The organism is Microbacterium sp. M1A1_1b (assembly GCF_053345565.1).
This window is the reverse complement of record NZ_JBKFAJ010000008.1, coordinates 120,497-136,429: the sequence shown is the minus strand read 5'-3', so window position 1 is coordinate 136,429 and position 15,933 is coordinate 120,497. Positions and strand designations below refer to the sequence as shown.

Sequence of the window (15,933 nt, the reverse complement as noted above, 5' to 3'; positions counted from 1 at the left end):
CGCCGCGCCGCAGTACACTGCTGGGACACACACGGGAGTCCGGGATCGCCGGGCTGAGAGGGAGCGAGTCGCGCTCCGACCGTCGAACCTGATCCGGGTCATGCCGGCGCAGGGAGGAGTCCACATGCCTGTCGGCACGTCATCTGCTGTTCCGTCCACCGCGGCCCCCGTCGGCCGCCGTTCGCTGCGATGGCGCGTCGTCGACATCGTCGTCGCCAGCGTCCTGGCCGTCGCCGTCGGCGTGGTCTTCAAGGTCTGGGAGTTCGGGTACGAGCCCCTGTCCACGGCCGTCGCGCTCCTGCTGCCCGGCACACAGGCGCTCTTCGGGGGTGTCTGGCTGCTCGCCGGACCCCTCGTCGCGATCATCGTGCGCAAGCCGGGTGCCGCGCTCTTCGCCGAGTTGGTTGCCGCCAGTGTCGAGGCGCTGTTCGGCACCCAGTGGGGGTGGACCACGCTCGAGGCCGGACTCGTCCAGGGCCTGGGTGCCGAGCTCGTCCTCGCGCTGTTCCTGTACCGCGTCTACCGACTGCCCGTCGTGGTGCTCGCCGGTGCCGTCGCCGGGCTGGCGATGGGCCTGAACGACATCGTGCTCTCGTACGCGGGTCTCGACCCGGCGTTCAAGCTCGTCTACGTCATCAGCGGCATCGTCTCGGGTGCCGCGATCGCCGGCCTCGGGTCCTGGCTCGTCGCGCGTGCACTGGCACGGACCGGCGTCCTGTCCTCGTTCGCCGTCGGCCGCGAGCACGCGAAGCGGCGCCGGACCACCGCGGCGTGAACCAGGCGGGTGTCACCCCCGCTCGGATCGAGTTCGGCGACTGGGGTTGGCGGTACGCCGCGCGTGACGCCTGGGCCGTCCGCGGGCTCGACCTGGTCGTCGAGCCCGGTGAACGTGTCGCCGTGGTCGGGGCGTCCGGGGCGGGCAAGTCCACGCTCCTGCGCGCCGTGGCCGCGGTGCTGCCCGACGAGCCCGACGCGGACGACCACTCGGCGGCTTCCGTGCAGGGCTCGGTGACGGTCGACGGTGCTGCACCCGGGTCGGCCCGGGGCCGCGTCGGCCTGGTCATGCAGGACCCCGAAGCCCACACGGTGATGTCACGCGTCGGCGACGACGTCGCGTTCGGCTGCGAGAACCTCGGCGTCCCGCGAGCAGCCATCTGGGAGCGGGTCCGGTCCGCACTCGAGGTCGTGGGGCTCGCCCTGCCCCTCGACCGGTCCACCACGATGCTCTCGGGTGGACAACGGCAGCGGTTGGCGCTCGCCGGGGTGCTCGCGATGCGCCCGGGTGCCGTCGTGCTCGACGAACCGTGCGCCAACCTCGACCCCGACGGCGTCCGTCAGGTCCACGATGCCGTGCGGGCACTGCTCGACGACACCGGCGCGACCATGCTCGTCGTGGAGCACCGGATCGGCACCTGGCTCGACCTGGTCGACCGACTGGTGCTGCTCGCGCCCGGGGCCGGCGTGCTGGCCGACGGCCCGCCCGCCGAGGTCCTGCGCGAGCACGGCGCGGCCTTGACGGCCGCCGGCGTCTGGGTGCCCGGCGCCGACCCCGCACGCGGTTCCGCTCGCCGCCCCCGCCCCGCTCCGACGCGAGCGGGCGAAATGCCAGGGCAGGTCGCGGCGGGGACCCGGGTATTCCGCCCACTCGGCGGCGACGCCGCCGGAGCAGCGCCCGGCATGGGCGCGCCCGCTCCGACGCGAGCGGGCGAAATGCCAGGGCCCGTCCCGAAGCCGTCCGTGGTATTCCGCCCGCTCGGCGCCGCCGCGCCCCCCGACGCCGCGCCGGCCGCTGCCGCGCCGGCCGCTGCCGCGCCGGCCGCCGCCGCGCCGGCCGCCGCCGCGCCCGCCGTCGAGCTCCACGCCGGCGCCGACCTGCTGGTCGCCGAGGAGCTCGGCACCGCACGCAGCCGACGCCATCCGGTCGGCCACGGCATCGACCTCACCGTCCGTGGGGGAGAGGTCCTGGCGGTCACGGGCCCGAACGGCATCGGCAAGTCGACACTCGGCCTGACCCTGGCCGGGCTGCTCCGTCCGGCGGTCGGTACGCTCCGTGCCACCACCCAACTGATCAGTGCCACCGCAGCGCCCCCCGCCGGCCCAGCGCCCTGTGGTTGGTCGAGCCGGCAGCTCGCTGCCCGCATCGGCACCGTGTTCCAGGACCCCGAGCACCAGTTCGTCGCCCGCACCGTCCGGCAGGAACTCGCGGCCGGCCCGACCGCGCTCGGGACCGACCCGGACGAGGTCGCCGCACGCGTCGATGACCTGCTCCAGACGTTCGGTCTCGTCCACCTCGCCGATGCGGACCCGTTCACCCTGTCCGGCGGCGAGCAACGACGGTTGGCCATCGGCACCGTCGTTGCGACGCGGCCGCCGGTCATCGTGCTCGACGAGCCGACCTCCGGCCAGGATCGTGCCACCTGGCAGGCCGTCGCAGGAGCGCTCGGCGCCTTGGCGGATGCCGGTACCGCCATCGTCGCGGTCACGCACGACCGTGATCTCGTCCGTGCGCTCGACGCCCGCGAGCTCGTGCTCACCGCGACCGGCCTGACCGACCCGACCACCAGGACTGCACCGTGACCGCTCCGGCAACGCGCGACGACCGGCCCGGCCGGGCCGGGCCTCCTGATCGGTCGACTCGGTCGGATCAGACACCCCGACCCGATCGGACTACCCCGCCCACCGATCGGACGACCCCGCCCAGCGACCCGACGAATCCGCCCGATCGGACGATCCGCTCGGACCGCACAGCCCGCCCCGCCGTCCAGCCCGTGGCGACCCTGCTCGGTGTGCTCGGACTCGGTGTCTGCCTGGTGCTGAGCCTGGACCTCGTGTCCGCGGCGGTCGCGCTGGCGATCGAACTCGCACTCGCACCGCTCCTCCGGATCCCGGTCCGGACACTGCTGCTGCGGACCTCGCCGGTGCTGCTCGCGGTCCCGCTGACGGGCCTGAGCATCGCGCTGTACGGGCAGGCGTCGGGCCGCGAGTGGTTCGACCTCGGCTTCGCGCACGTCACCGACGGGTCGCTCGAACTGGCGCTCGCGACGATGCTGCGCGTGCTCGCCGTCGGCCTGCCGGGCGTGGCGCTGTTCGTCCGCGTGGACCCGACGGACCTGGCGGACGGGCTGGCGCAGGTCCTCCGGCTGCCGGCGCGCTTCGTGCTGGGCGCGCTCGCGGCGATCCGCATGATGACGCTGCTCGGCGAGGACTGGCGACAGATCGGCATGGCCCGACGGGCGCGAGGGCTGGGGGACGGTTGGCGGCTCCGACGTGGAGCGTCGATGGCCTTCGCGCTCCTCGTGGTGGCGCTGCGGCGTGCGACGACCCTCGCGGTGGCGATGGAGTCGCGCGGGTTCGGTGCGCCCGGGCGGCGCACCTGGGCTCGGCCGGCACGGTTCGCGGGACGCGAGTGGGCCACGGTCGCACTGCTGGTCGGGATCGGCATGGTCGCCATCGTGGTGTCGGTGGCCGCAGGGACATGGCGTGCCTGAGACGGACGGACTGGAGGCCCGGCTCGCGTCGGTCTCGATGCTCGCCACCCGCGCGTGGACCGCTGCGACGGTCGACGGGCGCCGGCCCGTCGTGCTGGTCGACGGACGCTCCGGCACGGGGAAGACCACCCTGGGTACCGCCCTGGCGGGGGAGATCGGTGCGCAGCTCGTCCACCTGGACGATGTCTACCCGGGGTGGGACGGACTACGCGCCGCCGCCGATGCGGTCGTGACCGACGTCCTCGGAGCCCCGTCGGGGTACCGGCGGTGGGACTGGACGGCGTCGGCGCCGAGCGACTGGGTACGGCTCGACCCCGCCGCGCCGATCGTGGTCGAGGGTTGCGGGGCCCTGTCGCGCGCCTCGGCGCCGATGGCGTCCGTGCGGGTGTGGCTCGCCGCCGACGATGCGGTCCGGAAACGTCGGGCGATCGACCGCGACGGCGACGTGTTCGCCACGGAGTGGGACAGGTGGGCCCGACAGGAGGATGCGTTCATCGCTGCCGAGGCTCCGGAGTCGCTGGCCGACGTGGTGCTCCGGTCCTGATCACTCGCAGGCCGGGCTCCAGGCGCGGGCCCGGCCGCCCCACGCGAGCGCTGCCCGCGGTCCGCGCTGAGCGCGCGGGTCCTACGCCCAGCCGAGTTCGTGCAGGCGCTCGTCGTCGATGCCGTAGAAGTGCCCGATCTCGTGCACGAGGGTCGTGTGCACCTCGTCGCGGAGTTCGTCGACCGTCTCGCACTCGGCCAGGTGCTGCTTGCGGAACACCACGATGCGGTCGGGCAGTTCGCCGAAGCCGTACTGCCCGCGTTCCGTCGCCGCGATCCCGTCGTAGATCCCGAACAGGTCGGAGCCGTCCTCGGGTTCGTCTTCGACCACGAAGACGACGTTGTCGAGCCCGTCGACCATCTCGTCCGGGAGCAGGTCGAGCTCGTCGGTCACGAGGTCCTCGAACGCCTCGGCGGACATCTCCATCACGGCACCGATCGTGGCACATCCGTCTGGGCGGATCCGCGCGGCGTCGCAGGGCGCGGACGGACGACGACGTGGGAACGACAGAAGGAGAGTGCCGTTGCGCGAGGCAACGGGACTCCCCTTCGACTGGGGTGAGTAACGGGGCTCGAACCCGCGACCTCCTAGACCACAACCAGGCGCTCTACCAGCTGAGCTATACCCACCATGTGCACTCCGGCGAGCCGGAAGCAACCACTCAATAGTAGTACACGCGGGAGACCCCGCGGGACACTACTCGGCGGGCTGCTGTTCGGGCTGCGCCAGGCGGGGTGCCCAGGCCTCGACCACCTGGGCGGAGACCGCGCGCACGTCCTCTGTCGTGGGGCCGGGCTCGGCGACGAACCCTGCACGGCGGTAGTACTCGAGCTCGCGGATGGACTCGAGGATGTCCGCCAGTGCCCGGTGCCCGCCGTGCTTCTCCGGGGCGTTGAAGTACACGCGCGGGAACCAGCGCCGGCAGAGCTCCTTGATGCTCGACACGTCGACGCTGCGGTAGTGCAGGTGCCCGTCGACGCGGGGCATGTACTTCGCCAGGAACGCCCGGTCCGTGCCGATGGTGTTGCCGGCGAGGGGAGCGGACCCCTCGGCGGGGACGTGGGCGAGGATGTACTCGAGCACCTGGTACTCGGCGTCCGCCAGGGACACCCCGTTCGGGATCTCCTCGGCCAAGCCCGACGTCGCGTGCATGTTCGTCACGAACTCGTTCATGTTGTCGAGCGCCGACTGGTCGGGCTTGATCACGATGTCGAAGCCGGGGTGCACGGGGTTCAGGTCGAAGTCGGTGATGACCACGGCCACCTCGACGAGTTCGTCGACCTCGACGTCGAGGCCCGTCATCTCGCAGTCGATCCAGACGAGGCGGTCATTCGCGGTTGCCATGCCCACGATCCTATTCCCGGCCACAGACGCCGCCGGACGGCTGGGGATGACGCGACCGTCTGGAGGCCCGGTGCCGGCCCGCCGGACCGGCACCGGGCCTCCAGACGGTCGCGTCCCACCCCGTGCCCGGTGCCCCGTGCCCCGTGCCCCGAGCGGGCGAAATGCCGTGGTGCTCTCGTTCGCGACCCCGCGCTTCCGCCCGCTCGCTGGTCGTGCTGTTCGCCTGACCCATGCCCACCGCCGCGAGCGGGCGGAACGTCGTGGTGCTCGCGCGTGCGGACCAGGGTGTTCCGCCCGTTCGGGCGGGCCGCCGGAGGGACCTCCCGCGCGACCGTGCGGGCCGCCAGCGGGACCTTCCGCGCGACCGCGCGAGCCCCCGGCGGGCCGTTCCATCCGGCCGCGGGTCCCCACCCCACGCACGAACGGGCGAGATGCCGGGGTCCTGCGGAGTGCAGACCCTGGCATTTCGCCCGTTCGCGGTGAAGCGCGCCCGCAAGCACGAGGCGCCCTCCCGCACGCAGTGCCCAAGCGCTCCCCGCGCGTCAGAGCATCTCGCCGGCGCCGATCGCCTCGGCTTCGATGCGCTCGGGCTCTGCCCCGTCGTCGACCCGCCGCAGCACGCGCGCGGTGACCAGCGTCACGACGAACGCGACCGTGACCGACGCTCCCGCGAAGACGTAGGCGGCACTCGGCGAGTACGCGTCGGCGAGCAGCGTCGCGACGGGCGGGGCGATGGCGCCGCCGATGAACCGGACGGCCGAGTACGCGCTCGATGCGACCGATCGGGGGAGGTCCGTGGCCTCCATGACGCACTCGGTCAGCACCGTGTTCAGGACACCGAGCACCAGCCCGCCGATGATCACGCAGATGACGAGCCCCACCTGCGAGCGCACCACGACGGCCGCCGCGAACAGGTCGAGCGCCAGCAGGGGCAGGGCGATCCGCAGGACGGTGGTGCGACGCAGCCGGGCGGTGAGCATCGGCGCGACCCAGACGGACGTGATCGCCAGGCCGACACCCCACCCGAAGAACGTGAACCCGATGCCGAGCGCGCCGAACCCGAGCGGGAACGGCGTGTACGCCAGCAGGACGAAGAAGCCGATGTTGTAGAACAGTGCGGTCGCGGCCAGGGCTGCGAGCGCCGGGTGGCCCAGGGCGCGGAAGGGTGCCGACAGCTTGGTGGGCACGGGCTTCTCGAGCCCCGAGGACTTGAGCATCACGGCCACGGCGATGAACGCGATCGCCATCAGGGTCGTCACGCCGAAGAACGGTCCCCGCCAGCTGACGGAGCCGAGCAGGCCGCCGACCAGGGGCCCGATCGCGATGCCCAGGCCGAGTGCGGCCTCGTACAGGATGATCGCGGACGCCGTGCCACCCGAGGCGGCTCCGACGATCGTGGCCAGTGCGGTGGAGATGAACAGCGCGTTGCCGAGGCCCCACCCGGCGCGGAAGCCGATGATCGTCCAGACGTCGTTCGACACGGCGGCGAGCACGGCGAACACCACGATCAGGGCGAGCCCGATCATCAGGGTGCGCTTGGCACCGATGCGGCTCGAGACCCAGCTGGTGAAGAACATGGCGACGCCGGTCACGGCGAGGTAGCTCGTGAACAGCAGCTCGGTCTGCGCCGGGGTGGCCTTGAGCGATGCGGCGATGGCCGGCAGGATCGGGTCGACCAGGCCGATGCCCATGAAGGCGACGACGCAGGCGAAGGCGATCGCCCAGACCGCCCGGGACTGCTTGAGGATGCTGCCCTTCTGTGCGGGGGCGCCGTGGGCACCGGGTGCAGGGGCGTGTGCGGCCGAGGCCGCCGGGGCGTGCGCGTTCACGCGGTGATCTCCGTTCTGGTCCTCGATGCGACGAGGGCCGATGCTTCGTGCAGGACGTCCCACTGGTCGTCGTCGAGGTCGGCGAACAGCGGCCCGACGGTGCGGGTCAGGGTCGCGCGCCATGCGGTCAGGCGCTCGGCGCCGGCCGGGGTGATCTCGATGAGCTGCCCGCGGGAGTCGTCGGGGTCGACGGACCGGGCGATCAGGCCGTCGGCGAGCATGCTGCCGACGAGCCGGGTCATGGTGGGTTGGGACACGCGCGACGCCCGTGCGAGTTCGCCGAGCCGGAGCGGCTGGTCGGTCTCGAGGATGCCGAGCGTCCGCCAGACGGCCTGGGACGTGGTGTTCCCGGTGGCCTGGACGGAAGTGCGGATCAGGCGGTTGACGGAGACGAGGAGCGTCTCGATCGTCTGCTCGCGCGATGGTTCCATAGCTGAACTATATAGCAGGGCTATGAAACCGGCAAGAGGGCTCCGGGAACGCTCGGACAGGGGGTCCTGGTAGACAGGACGGCATGAGCGACATCACCATCCACGAGGGCGACGAGTACACCGCCATCTACCACGAGGGCCCGTTCGACGGTCAGACGGACACCCGCACCGCCACCGGCGACGCGGTCGAGGACGAGGTGACGGTGTTCGCGGACGTCGAGGGCCTGCAGACGGCCTTCACCTACAAGGCCACCCACACCCGCCAGGTGCTCGACCAGACCTCGGTGGACTACACCTTCGTCCCGAGTGAGTCCGACCCGCTCGACGACCTGCAGGAGCGCGGCGACCGCAGCGGCGGCTTCGACCGGGAGTAGTCCCGCACGCCGGCGCGTTGCACCGTCACATGCAGCTCGACCTCTGGACCTCCGCCTTCTGCGCACCTTGCGCCGCCGCCCGCCGGGTGGCCGCCGACGCAGCACATTTGGTCCCCGGGCTCGCCGTGACCGAACGTGACGTCGCCGCGCACCCGGACGACGCAGAAGACCTCGGCATCCGCTCGACCCCCACGATCATCGTGCGGCGGTCGGACGGAGCCGAGGTCTTCCGTTCACCCGGCGTCCCCTCCCGTGACCAACTGCTGCTGGCGGTCGCGCGCGCCGTCGACTGAGCGGTCCGGTCCGGCGCCACCCCGGTCGACGGACTGGAGGCCCGGCTCGGCCAGCGTGGTCGGCGTCGCGCCCGGTACGACACCGGTCCGCTGCGAGGTGGGCGCGCCGACCACGGCCGGCACCGGGGGTGCGACCAGACGCCGGATCCGCCGGGCCAGGCGTTTCGCCGTGCGGACGGGAGCGCCGATCACCAGTGCGACCCGGCCGATCGCGGTGCGGTCGGCAGCGCCCAGGGCGTTCTTCCGCTCCCAGGCCCGGCGCAGCGCTCCGCCGTGACTCCGGCGGGCACTCGGACGGTCGACCAGGGTGCCGGCGTCGCGCGCGGCCATCGCGGCCTCGGCACGGTCCGCCCAGTCGTCGTCGGAGTCCGGGTGGAAGTAGTTGTCCGTCATCCAGTCGGGGTGCACCACCCCGAACCGGCCGTCCACCAGGTCGATCGCGTCGCCCTCCAGCCCGCTGCCCACGAAGACCTCGTTGATGAGCGACCGGTGCACGCCGAAGTCCGTCAGGGTCAGCGCCGGGATGCCGCGCGCGGCTGCCTCGAGGACGGCCGTCGAACTGATCGTCACCAGGGCCACGGCGCGGTCCAGGTGCGCCGCCATCGGGCCGGTCTCGACGACCAGGTTCGGCGGTGCGTCCGCGGGCACCAGGTCGGCGTACGGGAAGGTCTCGCGGTGGGTCTGGTGCTCGCCGGCGACGGCGCGGGTCTTCACCACGACACGCCACGACGGGTGCCGGCGGGCGGCCTCGGCGAGCCAGGCGACGACGCGGGCACGATCGGCTTCTGACTCCGGCACGCTGGGCTGCGCGGCGAAGACGACCGAGTCCGGTGTGTGCGTCGCATCGTGGTCGGCCGGGGGCTGCGCCGTCAGCGAGTGCTCAGGCCGCGCGGCGAACGGCAGCGTGGCGAGAGCGAAGAAGGGCACGACGCCGTTCTCGGTCGCCATGGCGTCGTAGGCGCGGACCTCGCGGTGGCTGTGCAGCACGAACAGGTCGGCCCGGGCGCGGGAGAACACGCCCTTCCACTTCGCCGGGAACGAGATGCCGGGCAGCCCCGTCAGCAGCACCGGGCGCGGCGTGACCTGGCGGTGGACCTCGTCGATCAGCAGCTCGGCCACGGGCCCGATCGTCGACACGAGCACCGCATCCGGGGGGTCGCAGCGCAGCCGGTCAACGATCGCATCGACCGTCAGCGGCGCCGGGGGAGTCGCCGCCAGGTGTGCGAGGCGGTCGTCCAGGCCGCGGAACGCCGCGCGGAGCTGTGCCGGGCTGGCCGTGCGCGGGGTGTCCACCACGACGAGCTCGAGCGACCAGTCCCGGGGAGCCGCCGACAGCAGGTGCGCGCCCCACTTCGCGAACGAGTCGGTGTCCACGATGCCGACCACGCGCCTCCCGGCCTGACCGTCTGTACCACTCACCGGGCTCACGCGGCTGTGGCTCGGTCCGTCGCTCACGCGGCTGAGGCTCGGTCCGTCGCTCACGCGTCGATGCGCCGCAGCTTCGCGAGCGGGGCGAGCTCGCCGGGCATGACCCGCTTGACGCCGTCGCCCAGGGCGCTCTCGATGATCCGGACGTCGCGGGCGAGCGTGGCGAGTCCGTGCGGCTCGAGCGACGCGGCGTGGTCGGAGCCCCACATCGTGCGGTCCAGCGTGATGTGCCGCTCGACGGCAGTCGCGCCGAGGGCCACCGCGGCGATCGAGATCTGCAGTCCCGGCTCGTGGCCGGAGTACCCGACCGGCACACCCGCGTACCGCTGGGCGAGGGTGTCGATCATGCGCAGGTTCGCCTCGTGCGCGGGCAGCGGGTACGTCGACGTCGCGTGCATGAGCACCAGCCGCTCCGTGCCCAGGGCGGCGACCGCGCGGTCGATCTGCTCGAGCGTCGACATCCCCGTCGACAGGATCACCGGCTTGCCCGTCGCCCGGACCGCCGCCAGCAGGCCGAGGTCCGTCACCGATGCCGACGCGATCTTGTACGCGACGACGTTGAGCGACTCGAGGAAGTCCACGCTCGGCTCGTCCCACGGCGACGCGAACCAGTCCAGGCCCCGCAGGGTCGCGTGGTCGCCGATCTCGATGTACTGCTCGCGGTCGAACTCGACACGGTAGCGGTACTCCAGGTAGGTCATCTCGCCCCACGGCGTGCTGCGCGGGGTGTGCTTCATGTGCTCGGGCGTCGAGATCGCCGGTGTCCGCTTCTGGAACTTGACCGCCTGCAGACCGGCATCGGCCGCGACGTCGATCAGGCGCTTGGCGATGTCGACGTCACCGTTGTGGTTCAGGCCGATCTCGCCGATCAGGTAGGCGGGGTGCCCCGCGCCGATGGTCGACGTGCCGATGCTGACGGTCATGGTGCTCCGTTCGTCGTGGCCAGCGGCCACCGTTGGGGATCGTGCGGACGGGTGTCGAGCTGCGGGGCGAGCGCCGCCGCGAGGGCCAGGTCCGCGGGCTCGTCGATGTCGATCGCGCCGCGCGGGTCCACCGGTGACAGCTCCACCCGGCCGAAGAAACGGTGCCGATGGCGGCGGAACCCCTCGACGCGCAGCGCGTAGAAGGCCCCGGTCTCGCGGTACTCGGGCTCACGGTCCTGGCGGCGCGGGCGGGTCGCGGCGTCGTGGTTCACCGCGACCGCGTGCCCGGCGGCATCGACGCGCCACAGGAACGCGTGCGACGGGGCCGCGGCGAACACGGCGTCCGCCGAACCGCCCAGCACGCGGGCCACGGCGTCGTCGAGGTCCGACGGGTCGATGAACGGCGAGGTCGCCTGCACGAAGAGCAGCACCTCGGGATCGAGCCCGTCCGCGTGCAGCTCGTCGAGGACGTGCAGGAGCGCCGACTCCGAACTCGCCTGGTCGCCCGCCAGGTCGGCGGGTCGGCGCACGACCCGGGCACCGGCCGCGATGGCCTCGGCGGCGATGGCGTCACCGTCCGTGGACACCACGACACCGTCGACCAGTCGTGCTGCCCGGGCCGACTCGACCGCGCGGCGGACCAGGGAACGGCCCGCGACCCGGCGCAGGTTCTTGCCGGGGATGCCCTGGGAACCGGCACGCGCCGGGACGACCGCCACGACGCGCAGGTTGCTCATGTCCTGGACGCTAGGCAGGGCGCGTGACCGGCAGGGGAACGGCGGGGAAGCAGCGCCCGAACGCCTGCTGGCGGGCGCGGTCGCGTGTGGGGCAGCAGGCGCGGGGCGGGCGGCGCTCCGGCGAGCGGGGCGGGCGGCGCGGGGCGCGGGGCGGGCGGCGCGGGGCGCGGGGCGGGCGGCGCTCCGCGCGAGCGGGCGAGATACCGGGGCGGGCGGCTCTCGACGCGAGCGGGCGAGATACCGGGGTGGCGGGTCACGTGCACCCGTCGTTTCCGCCCGCTCGCGGGAAGGAGCGGGGCAGGCGCGGGGCGCGGGGCGGGCGGCTCTCGACGCGAGCGGGCGAGATACCGGGGTGGCTGTTCACGTGGACCCGTCGTTTCCGCCCGCTCGCGGGAAGGTGCGGGAAGCGCTCCGCGTGAGCGGGCGAGATACCGGGGTGGCGGTTCATGTGGACCCGGTGTTTCCGCCCGCTCGCGGGAAGATGCGGGCGGGCGCGGGTGCCAGACGGGCGCTCGGTAGGGTCGAGGGATGCTCGGACCGCTCGACGCCCTCCACCCGCCGCCGCGACGCGTGCTCGTGGCCGGGACGACGGGCGTCGGCAAGACCACCACCGCCGGCCGCATCGGCGACGCGCTCGGCATCCCGCACACCGAGATCGACGGGTTGTTCCACGGTCCGGGATGGGAGCCTCGAGCATCATTCGAGGACGACGTCGCGGCCTACACCGCCGAACCACAGTGGGTGACCGAGTGGCAGTACAACCAGGTCCGCGCACTGCTGACGGAGCGCGCGGACACCCTGGTCTGGTTGGACCTGCCGATCCCGATCGCGATGTGGCGTCTGGTGCGTCGGACCGTGCGGCGTCGCCTCGGGCGGATCGCACTCTGGAACGGCAACGTCGAGCCGCCGTTCTGGACCTTCTTCACCAACCGCGACCACATCATCCGCTGGGGGATCCGCACCCGCAGGAAGATGCGCGCCATGGTGCCGGCGGTGGAGCGGGATGCACCGCACCTTCGGGTCGTGCGGCTGCGGTCGCAGGCCGAGATCGACACGTTCATCGCGCGCCTGCGCCCGTCCGGCGCCGCGGAATAGAATCGTCGGCGTCCGCCCCCGTAGCTCAGTGGATAGAGCAGGTGGTTTCTACCCACCGTGCCGCGGGTTCGATTCCTGCCGGGGGCACCCAGGACGACGAAGGCCGCCACCCGATCGGGTGGCGGCCTTCGTGACGGGGTGGCAGAGCGCTACTCGTCGTCGTCGGTGCGGCGGCGGAGCTCGTTCGCACTGATCGGCCGGGTGTAGGTCGCTTCGGCGGAGTCGTTCTCGTCCGCGGCCTGCGCCGGAGCTTCGTCGGCGGGCCCAGAGTCAGACGAGTCGGTCCGGTCCGCAACGTCGGACCGCGCCGGAACGTCGGGCCGAGCAGCGTCGGGCCGAGCAGCGTCGGATCGGGGGACGTCGTCGACCACGTCGGCGTTGTCATGGTCGTCGTTCGACGTGGCGTCCGGCGCACTGGTGGAGCGCGCAGGCGACGCGGGCGTGCCGAGGGCGGGACGGATGGGTGCGACCTGGTCGTCACCGTACGGGCGCGTGACCCCCTGGGCGTAGGGACGGGTCAGCCCCTGGTCGACAGCGGCGCCGTCGTCCGAGATCGGCGTCGTGGCGTTCTGGTCACGGTGCTCGGCCCCGGCCGGACTGCTCGGGGTGAGCACGGCTGTGGCGGCGGGCGCTCCGGCCGCAGCCCGCGAGGCGGAGGTGGTCGGGCCTCCGTTGCGGACCGGTGCGGGCCGCAGCGACGTCGTGGTCGGTGTGGGCGCCGGCGCAGCTGCAGGTGCCGCCGGGCGCTTGGCGTCGGACTGGTCCGCGCTCCAGTCCTGCTGGCGACGGATCAGGTCGGCATCGGGGTCGGGCGTCTCGAACTTCCAGCGCTCCAGGTCGCTCTTGAACAGCTTGCGCGCACGGTTCGGGCGAGACTGCCACTCGAGCATCCGGTCACGGAACTCCGAGACGGACTGCTCCGCCTGGAAGCTGAAGGTCGAGGAGTTCTTCTTGATGTCCGCGATCTCGTGCTGCGCCCAGTTGGCCGCGAGCGGCGCTCCGGAGGCGGGCAGCAGCCGCAGCCGGATGTCGGCATCCTCGGCAAGGTGGTCCGTGTACGCCCGCTCGTCGTGACCGAGGACACCCCAGGTCGCTGCCTTACGCGCCGCGGTGATGATCGCCGCGACGGCGTTGTTCTTGGCTTCGCGCTCCTGCAGCGCGACCACGCGCTTGGTGGCACCGCGGCCGATGAGGGCCGCGACGATGCCGGCGACGACGATCGCCACGAAGGGGATCAGGGCGCCGGAGATCACTCGCCAGCCCGTGTCCGACGAGGTCCAGTCGCTGAAGTCGTTCCACCAGTCCATGCGCGCACCATATCCACGAGATCGTCAGTTCCGGGGGAGGACGAGCGGCGTTCCCCACAACCGGAAGGATGTCGTTCCGATGTGGTACATCATCCGATCGGCTGTGGTCGCGTCGTCACCGTGTCGTCGACGCCGTGGCATCAGCGCACCGTCACCAGCGCAGGCAGTCCACGGCGTCGTCCGCCGACCACACCGTGGGCAGGTCGATGAACCGGCGTTCGGCGGCGACGTACCGCCGCGCGCGGAACGCGGTGTCCCCGGCGACGTCGACACGGTCGACGTAGCCGACGATCTCGCCGTTGGCGCGGGTGACCCGCGACAGGTCGTCACGGACGTCGAGGACGCGCAGGTCGCCACGGAGCCGTGCAACCGGCGGTGCCGTGCGGATGCGGAGCTGGGGTTCGATGGTGGTGTGCATCCGTGGTGCCTCCGGTGTGTCGTGGTGGTGACGACGGTACGGAGGACCCCCGACACGCGCGGCACGGACCGGACACCTGGGGAACAGTGGACGCCCTGGGTGTGTTGTGGAGGACGTATCCCGCACTCGGGCCCGTTCACGGGCCAGGAAGATAGGTTGAGCTCATGACCACGTTCGTGCTCGCAGGTGGATGTTTCTGGTGTCTCGACGCCGTGTACCGCACGCTCCAGGGTGTGCAGGACGTGGTGTCCGGCTACATCGGGGGGTCGACGGACCACCCGTCGTACGAGCAGGTGTGCACCGGTGCGACCGGCCACGCCGAGGCGGTCGCCGTCACGTTCGACGAGTCGGTGATCCCGGCGGACGTCATCCTCGACGTGTTCTTCACGCTCCACGACCCGCGTCAGCTGAACCGTCAGGGCGCCGACGTCGGCACGCAGTACCGCTCCGCGATGTTCCCCGCCGACGACGAGCAGCGTGCGCTGTTCGAGAAGGCGATCGAGCGCGCGTCCGACATCTGGGACGGCGGCATCGTCACGACGGTCGAGCCGCTCACGACGTTCTTCCCGGCCGAGGAGTACCACCAGGACTTCTTCGCCAAGAACCCCGGTCAGGGCTACTGCCTCGCGGTCGCGCTGCCGAAGGTGAACAAGGTCCGCAAGGCCTACAGTCAGTACATCCTGGCGTCCTAGCAGACACGGGCGTCGGGAACCACGAGGAGGTGGTCGAACGATGACGAACGACACGATGACCCAGACCTGGGTCGCGGTCGGACCGGCGGGCGCGGTGGGCAGCATCCACCGTGAGCCCGACGGGTTCCGGGTCGAGCTCTACGGCGCTCGACAGGACCGGGGTGGACGGTTCCCGTCCCTCGAGACGGCGAAGGGCGCGGTCCACAAGGCACTCGGTCCGCTCGCAGCGCGTCCGGAGTTCCACCCGCACTGATCCCGACGCCCAGCGGCGCGGTGCGCCGTCCTGACGGGAGGCCCGGGGGACTCGTCCTCCACAGGTCGCCTGATCAGGTCCACACCACACACATCGAGCCCCGGCCCGCCACGCGGTCCGGGGCTCGATGACGATCGGTGCATGAACGACACCATCACCGTCTGCGGCATCGTCGCGACCGAACCCCGTCACCTCGTCACCGAGACCGGCATCGCCATCACCAGCATGCGTCTCGCGTCGCCGTCCCGCCGATGGGACCGTGCAAACTCCGTGTGGACCAACGGCCCCACGAACTGGTTCACCGTCACCGCGTTCCGGTCCCTCGCCGCGAACGTCCACAAGTCCGTCAAGAAGGGCGACCGGATCCTGGTCACCGGACGGGTCCGGATCCGCACGTGGGAGCGAGACGGGCGCGGGGGCACCTCGGTCGAGATCGACGCCGAGGCGATGGGGCAGGACCTGGCCTGGGGCATCAGCAACTGGATCAAGGTGCCGCGGCACGCCTCCGAAGCCACGGCGGCACCCGGCTCCGGACCCGTCGTCGACCCGGAGACCGGTGAGGTCAAGGAGCTCGCGGGCCAGCACACCGAGGACTCGCTCCCGGGCGGTGTCGACGTCGACCACGACGACCTGCCCGAAGCCCGCGCAGCCGCATCCGCGACCGAACAGGTGCAGGGTGACGACGGCCCCGTGCCCTTCGCAACGCCGGGCGTGGACCACAGCGAAGCTGCCTGACGTGCTCGCGCCGTCACGTTCCCCCGGTCCTGTCACTACACT

The 15,933-nt window shown here is 72.3% G+C and carries 19 protein-coding genes, 2 tRNA genes and 1 riboswitch; of the genes, 11 read left to right on the top strand and 10 right to left on the bottom strand.

Annotation, left to right across the window (positions count from 1 at the left end; translation table 11 throughout):
- The first annotated feature begins 21 nt into the window (after positions 1-21).
- Positions 22-133, top strand: a riboswitch (TPP riboswitch).
- The 4 genes from ACLBWP_RS16400 to ACLBWP_RS16385 all read left to right on the top strand — a co-directional run bounded on the left by ACLBWP_RS16400 (position 125) and on the right by ACLBWP_RS16385 (position 4,032).
- Positions 125-775 (top strand): ECF transporter S component, encoded by a 651-nt coding sequence (locus ACLBWP_RS16400; RefSeq protein ID WP_447655953.1) that lies wholly within the window; start codon positions 125-127, stop codon positions 773-775. Its footprint overlaps the riboswitch before it by 9 nt.
- Positions 772-2,577 (top strand): ATP-binding cassette domain-containing protein, encoded by a 1,806-nt coding sequence (locus tag ACLBWP_RS16395; protein WP_447655952.1) that lies wholly within the window; start codon positions 772-774, stop codon positions 2,575-2,577. Before ACLBWP_RS16400 ends, ACLBWP_RS16395 begins: the two co-directional genes overlap by 4 nt.
- A 191-nt stretch (positions 2,578-2,768) precedes the next feature.
- Positions 2,769-3,488 carry an energy-coupling factor transporter transmembrane component T family protein gene (locus ACLBWP_RS16390; protein ID WP_447655951.1) on the top strand — a complete coding sequence of 240 codons (720 nt, stop codon included), beginning with the start codon at positions 2,769-2,771 and terminating at the stop codon, positions 3,486-3,488.
- Positions 3,481-4,032, top strand: a complete 552-nt coding sequence (locus ACLBWP_RS16385) for an ATP-binding protein (protein ID WP_447655950.1) — start codon at positions 3,481-3,483, stop codon at positions 4,030-4,032. Before ACLBWP_RS16390 ends, ACLBWP_RS16385 begins: the two co-directional genes overlap by 8 nt.
- Before the next feature lie 81 nt (positions 4,033-4,113).
- Here ACLBWP_RS16385 and ACLBWP_RS16380 read toward each other — a convergent pair whose 3' ends face one another.
- The 5 genes from ACLBWP_RS16380 to ACLBWP_RS16360 form a co-directional block, all read right to left on the bottom strand.
- Complete coding sequence (locus ACLBWP_RS16380; RefSeq protein WP_243561440.1) at positions 4,114-4,458, bottom strand: metallopeptidase family protein; 345 nt, start codon at positions 4,456-4,458, stop codon at positions 4,114-4,116.
- A 127-nt stretch (positions 4,459-4,585) separates the two neighbouring features.
- Positions 4,586-4,661, bottom strand: a tRNA-His gene (locus ACLBWP_RS16375).
- Positions 4,662-4,728: 67 nt separating this feature from the next.
- Complete coding sequence (gene orn, locus ACLBWP_RS16370) at positions 4,729-5,376, bottom strand: oligoribonuclease (protein WP_243561228.1); 648 nt, start codon at positions 5,374-5,376, stop codon at positions 4,729-4,731.
- 542 nt (positions 5,377-5,918) lie between these two features.
- Positions 5,919-7,124, bottom strand: a complete 1,206-nt coding sequence (locus ACLBWP_RS16365; protein ID WP_243561439.1) for an MFS transporter — start codon at positions 7,122-7,124, stop codon at positions 5,919-5,921.
- Positions 7,125-7,201: 77 nt separating this feature from the next.
- Positions 7,202-7,636: a MarR family winged helix-turn-helix transcriptional regulator gene (locus ACLBWP_RS16360; RefSeq protein WP_447655949.1), complete on the bottom strand. Its 435-nt coding sequence runs from the start codon at positions 7,634-7,636 to the stop codon at positions 7,202-7,204.
- Between the two features lie 83 nt (positions 7,637-7,719).
- On the opposite strand from ACLBWP_RS16360, the gene ACLBWP_RS16355 reads away from it, so the two are divergent.
- A complete protein-coding gene (locus ACLBWP_RS16355) occupies positions 7,720-8,010 on the top strand; it encodes a hypothetical protein (protein ID WP_056122007.1) in 291 nt (96 codons plus the stop codon).
- A gap of 29 nt (positions 8,011-8,039) precedes the next feature.
- Positions 8,040-8,303 carry a thioredoxin family protein gene (locus ACLBWP_RS16350; protein WP_447655948.1) on the top strand — a complete coding sequence of 88 codons (264 nt, stop codon included), beginning with the start codon at positions 8,040-8,042 and terminating at the stop codon, positions 8,301-8,303.
- Here ACLBWP_RS16350 and ACLBWP_RS16345 read toward each other — a convergent pair.
- The 3 genes from ACLBWP_RS16345 to ACLBWP_RS16335 all read right to left on the bottom strand — a co-directional run bounded on the left by ACLBWP_RS16345 (position 8,244) and on the right by ACLBWP_RS16335 (position 11,391).
- Positions 8,244-9,689 carry a DUF6716 putative glycosyltransferase gene (locus ACLBWP_RS16345; RefSeq protein WP_447655947.1) on the bottom strand — a complete coding sequence of 482 codons (1,446 nt, stop codon included), beginning with the start codon at positions 9,687-9,689 and terminating at the stop codon, positions 8,244-8,246. The genes ACLBWP_RS16350 and ACLBWP_RS16345 overlap by 60 nt on opposite strands.
- Before the next feature lie 92 nt (positions 9,690-9,781).
- Positions 9,782-10,654: an N-acetylneuraminate synthase family protein gene (locus ACLBWP_RS16340; RefSeq protein ID WP_243561223.1), complete on the bottom strand. Its 873-nt coding sequence runs from the start codon at positions 10,652-10,654 to the stop codon at positions 9,782-9,784.
- Positions 10,651-11,391: an acylneuraminate cytidylyltransferase family protein gene (locus tag ACLBWP_RS16335; protein ID WP_447655946.1), complete on the bottom strand. Its 741-nt coding sequence runs from the start codon at positions 11,389-11,391 to the stop codon at positions 10,651-10,653. The genes ACLBWP_RS16340 and ACLBWP_RS16335 overlap by 4 nt, the downstream gene beginning before the upstream one ends.
- Positions 11,392-11,919: 528 nt before the next feature.
- On the opposite strand from ACLBWP_RS16335, the gene ACLBWP_RS16330 reads away from it, so the two are divergent.
- A complete protein-coding gene (locus ACLBWP_RS16330; RefSeq protein WP_243561221.1) occupies positions 11,920-12,486 on the top strand; it encodes an AAA family ATPase in 567 nt (188 codons plus the stop codon).
- A gap of 14 nt (positions 12,487-12,500) precedes the next feature.
- Positions 12,501-12,573: transfer RNA gene (locus ACLBWP_RS16325), tRNA-Arg, on the top strand.
- A 62-nt stretch (positions 12,574-12,635) separates the two neighbouring features.
- Here the strand turns inward: ACLBWP_RS16325 and ACLBWP_RS16320 are convergent.
- Together ACLBWP_RS16320 and ACLBWP_RS16315 are read right to left on the bottom strand one after the other, a co-directional pair.
- Positions 12,636-13,793, bottom strand: coding sequence for a hypothetical protein (locus ACLBWP_RS16320; RefSeq protein ID WP_447655945.1), 1,158 nt, complete (start codon positions 13,791-13,793; stop codon positions 12,636-12,638).
- A gap of 151 nt (positions 13,794-13,944) precedes the next feature.
- Positions 13,945-14,211, bottom strand: coding sequence for a hypothetical protein (locus ACLBWP_RS16315; protein ID WP_447655944.1), 267 nt, complete (start codon positions 14,209-14,211; stop codon positions 13,945-13,947).
- A 164-nt stretch (positions 14,212-14,375) separates the two neighbouring features.
- On the opposite strand from ACLBWP_RS16315, the gene msrA reads away from it, so the two are divergent.
- The 3 genes from msrA to ACLBWP_RS16300 all read left to right on the top strand — a co-directional run bounded on the left by msrA (position 14,376) and on the right by ACLBWP_RS16300 (position 15,891).
- On the top strand, positions 14,376-14,903 hold the full coding sequence (gene msrA, locus ACLBWP_RS16310; RefSeq protein ID WP_243561218.1) for a peptide-methionine (S)-S-oxide reductase MsrA: 528 nt from the start codon (positions 14,376-14,378) through the stop codon (positions 14,901-14,903).
- Between the two features lie 40 nt (positions 14,904-14,943).
- On the top strand, positions 14,944-15,156 hold the full coding sequence (locus tag ACLBWP_RS16305) for a methyltransferase (protein WP_243561217.1): 213 nt from the start codon (positions 14,944-14,946) through the stop codon (positions 15,154-15,156).
- A 141-nt stretch (positions 15,157-15,297) separates the two neighbouring features.
- Positions 15,298-15,891 (top strand): single-stranded DNA-binding protein, encoded by a 594-nt coding sequence (locus tag ACLBWP_RS16300; protein WP_447655943.1) that lies wholly within the window; start codon positions 15,298-15,300, stop codon positions 15,889-15,891.
- The last annotated feature ends 42 nt before the right edge of the window (positions 15,892-15,933 follow it).